This window comes from Streptomyces sp. SA15 (assembly GCF_002291145.1).
In the GTDB taxonomy this organism is placed as follows: Bacteria; Actinomycetota; Actinomycetes; order Streptomycetales; family Streptomycetaceae; genus Streptomyces.
In genome coordinates, this window is record NZ_NTGE01000196.1 from 1 (window position 1) to 2,684 (window position 2,684).

Here is a 2,684-nt window from a genome sequence, read left to right on the forward strand (position 1 = left end):
CCCCGGCTCTCGCGGGCCGCACGCGCGCGTGCCCGCTCGGCCGGCGACGGGCTGCCGCCGGTGGACTCGGAGTCCGATCCGTCGGAGCAGCCCGCCAGCAGGGCGGCGCCCGCGGCCGTGGCGAGCAGGCTTCTTCGGCGCGGTCCCGTCAGGGCGCGCGAGGGCGGGGGGAGGGGCACGGCAGACGTCCTCGGGGAACTCGTACGAAAGAAACACCAAGAAGGGCGGCACGCCCGTGATCACCGTACCCGTGCCGTCACCCCGCACCACTCAGCGGCACCGTCCGGGCCCCGGCCGGGCCCAGGTGGCCGTCCACCGGGGCGTCCGAGGGCCGCCCCGGTGGACGGCAACACCCCCGGGACCGGATACCCTTTGACCAGACACGCGACTTTCCCACAACAGCACACGCGGCCGAGGAGTCACCCGGATGAGCACCACCCAGAGCGAGAGGCTGCGAAAGCTCCTGGAACCGCTCGTCAGCTCCCAGGGCCTGGATCTCGAAGAGATCGCCGTGGACTCCGTCGGACGCAAGCGTGTGCTGCGGGTCGTCGTCGACTCCGACACCGGTGCCGATCTGGACCGGATCGCCGATGTGAGCCGCGAGCTCTCGGCGAAGCTGGACGAGACGAACGCGATGGGCGAGGGCGAGTACACCCTCGAGGTCGGAACCCCGGGCGCGGAGCGCCTCCTCAAGGAGCACCGGCATTACGCGCGAGCCGTCGGACGGCTGGCGAAGTTCCAGCTGGCCGAGGGCGAGGAGCTGGTGGCCAGAATCCTCACGGTCGACGACGACGGACTCGACGTCGAGGTGCCCGGAGTCAAGGGACGCAAGCCCACCGCACGCAGACTCGCCTTCGGCGACATCGACAGGGCGCGCGTGCAGGTCGAGTTCAGCCGTAAGGACAAGAAGGACATGAAGGAAGAGGAGGAGGCGTAGCCGTGGACATCGACATGAGTGCCCTGCGGGGCTTGGTACGGGAGAAGGAGATCTCCTTCGACCTGCTGGTCGAGGCGATCGAGGCGGCCCTCCTCATCGCCTACCACCGCACCGAGGGAAGCCGCCGCCACGCGCGCGTGGAGCTCAACCGGGAGACCGGACATGTGACCGTGTGGGCGAAGGAGGACCCGGACGACCTCGAGGAGGGCCAGGAGCCCCGCGAGTTCGACGACACCCCGACCGGTTTCGGCCGGATCGCCGCCACCACCGCCAAGCAGGTCATCCTGCAGCGGCTGCGCGACGCCCAGGACGACGCGACGCTCGGCGAGTACGCCGGCCGCGAGGGCGACATCGTCACCGGTGTCGTCCAGCAGGGGCGCGACCCGAAGAACGTGCTCGTGGACATCGGCAAGCTGGAGGCCATCCTGCCGGTGCAGGAGCAGGTGCCGGGCGAGACGTACGGGCACGGCATGCGGCTGCGGTCGTACGTCGTCCGGGTGGCCAAGGGCGTCCGCGGTCCGTCCGTGACCCTGTCCCGTACGCACCCCAATCTGGTGAAGAAGCTCTTCGCCCTGGAGGTGCCGGAGATCGCCGACGGCTCCGTCGAGATCGCCGCCATCGCGCGTGAGGCCGGTCACCGCACGAAGATCGCCGTCCGCTCCACCCGCTCCGGTCTGAACGCCAAGGGCGCCTGCATCGGCCCCATGGGCGGCCGTGTGCGCAATGTCATGGGCGAGCTGAACGGCGAGAAGATCGACATCGTCGACTGGTCCGACGACCCGGCCGAGATGGTCGCGAACGCGCTGTCTCCGGCCCGCGTCTCCAAGGTCGAGGTCGTGGACATGGCCGCCCGCTCCGCGCGCGTGACGGTGCCCGACTACCAGCTGTCGCTGGCGATCGGCAAGGAAGGGCAGAACGCCCGGCTCGCGGCCCGGCTCACCGGCTGGCGGATCGACATCCGTCCGGACACCGAGCAGCCCGGGGAATAGATCCAGGCCGCAGATCGCTTGGATCACGACAACAGCCGTTCGATTTCTGCCCCAAAGGGGTGAGGTCGGTACGGGGAGGTAGACTTAACTGTGTCTGGCCGGACGCCCGCCCGAGCATGCCCTGAGCGCACCTGTGTGGGGTGCCGGGAGCGAGCGGCCAAGAAGGACTTGCTGCGGATCGTGGCCGTCGAGGACGAATGCGTCCCCGATGATCGCGGTACGCTGCCCGGCCGGGGTGCGTATGTGCACCCCGCCCTGGTCTGTCTCGACCTGGCGGTACGCCGTCGGGCCTTCCCACGGGCGCTGCGCGCCCCGGGACCGCTCGACACAAAGGCGTTGCGCCTCTATGTCGAGCAGGCAACACCGTAAGACGCGTCGCACGGAACCCCGTGCGGCCCTGGTACCTCGCGAGTCGGAAGTAGGTCGAGATTGCGATGAGCACTCGATGAGTACGCGATGAGTACGCCCATGAAGTAGCGACGGTCCGGCCGCAACCCGGACCTAAAAGGAGCGAAGTGGCTAAGGTCCGGGTATACGAACTCGCCAAGGAGTTCGGGGTTGAGAGCAAGGTCGTCATGGCCAAGCTCCAAGAACTCGGTGAATTTGTCCGTTCGGCGTCCTCGACGATCGAGGCGCCCGTAGTCCGTAAGCTGACGGACGCCCTCCAGCAGGGCAACGGAGGCGGCAAGCCCGCCCCCCGCAAGGCTGCCCCGGCGAAGCCGGCAGCCCCCTCTCCCGCGCAGGCCGCCCGTCCGGCT

The 2,684-nt window shown here is 69.3% G+C and carries 4 protein-coding genes; all 4 read left to right on the top strand.

Features of this window, described 5'->3' with window-relative positions:
• Nucleotides 1–427 precede the first annotated feature (427 nt).
• On the top strand, nt 428–937 hold the full coding sequence (rimP, locus tag CLM62_RS41885) for a ribosome maturation factor RimP (RefSeq protein ID WP_095755128.1): 510 nt from the start codon (nt 428–430) through the stop codon (nt 935–937).
• 2 nt (nt 938–939) lie between these two features.
• Nucleotides 940–1,926 (top strand): transcription termination factor NusA, encoded by a 987-nt coding sequence (nusA, locus tag CLM62_RS41890; protein WP_095755129.1) that lies wholly within the window; start codon nt 940–942, stop codon nt 1,924–1,926.
• 90 nt (nt 1,927–2,016) lie between these two features.
• On the top strand, nt 2,017–2,295 hold the full coding sequence (locus CLM62_RS41895) for a YlxR family protein (protein ID WP_095755130.1): 279 nt from the start codon (nt 2,017–2,019) through the stop codon (nt 2,293–2,295).
• A 146-nt stretch (nt 2,296–2,441) separates the two neighbouring features.
• On the top strand, nt 2,442–2,684 hold a 243-nt coding region (locus tag CLM62_RS41900), incomplete at its 3' end, for a translation initiation factor IF-2 N-terminal domain-containing protein (RefSeq protein ID WP_143659244.1).

Excerpts from the sequence above, each read along its gene's own strand:
- rimP (WP_095755128.1), top strand. The coding sequence starts at position 428 with ATGAGCACCACCCAGAGCGAGAGGCTGCGAAAGCTCCTGGAACCGCTC.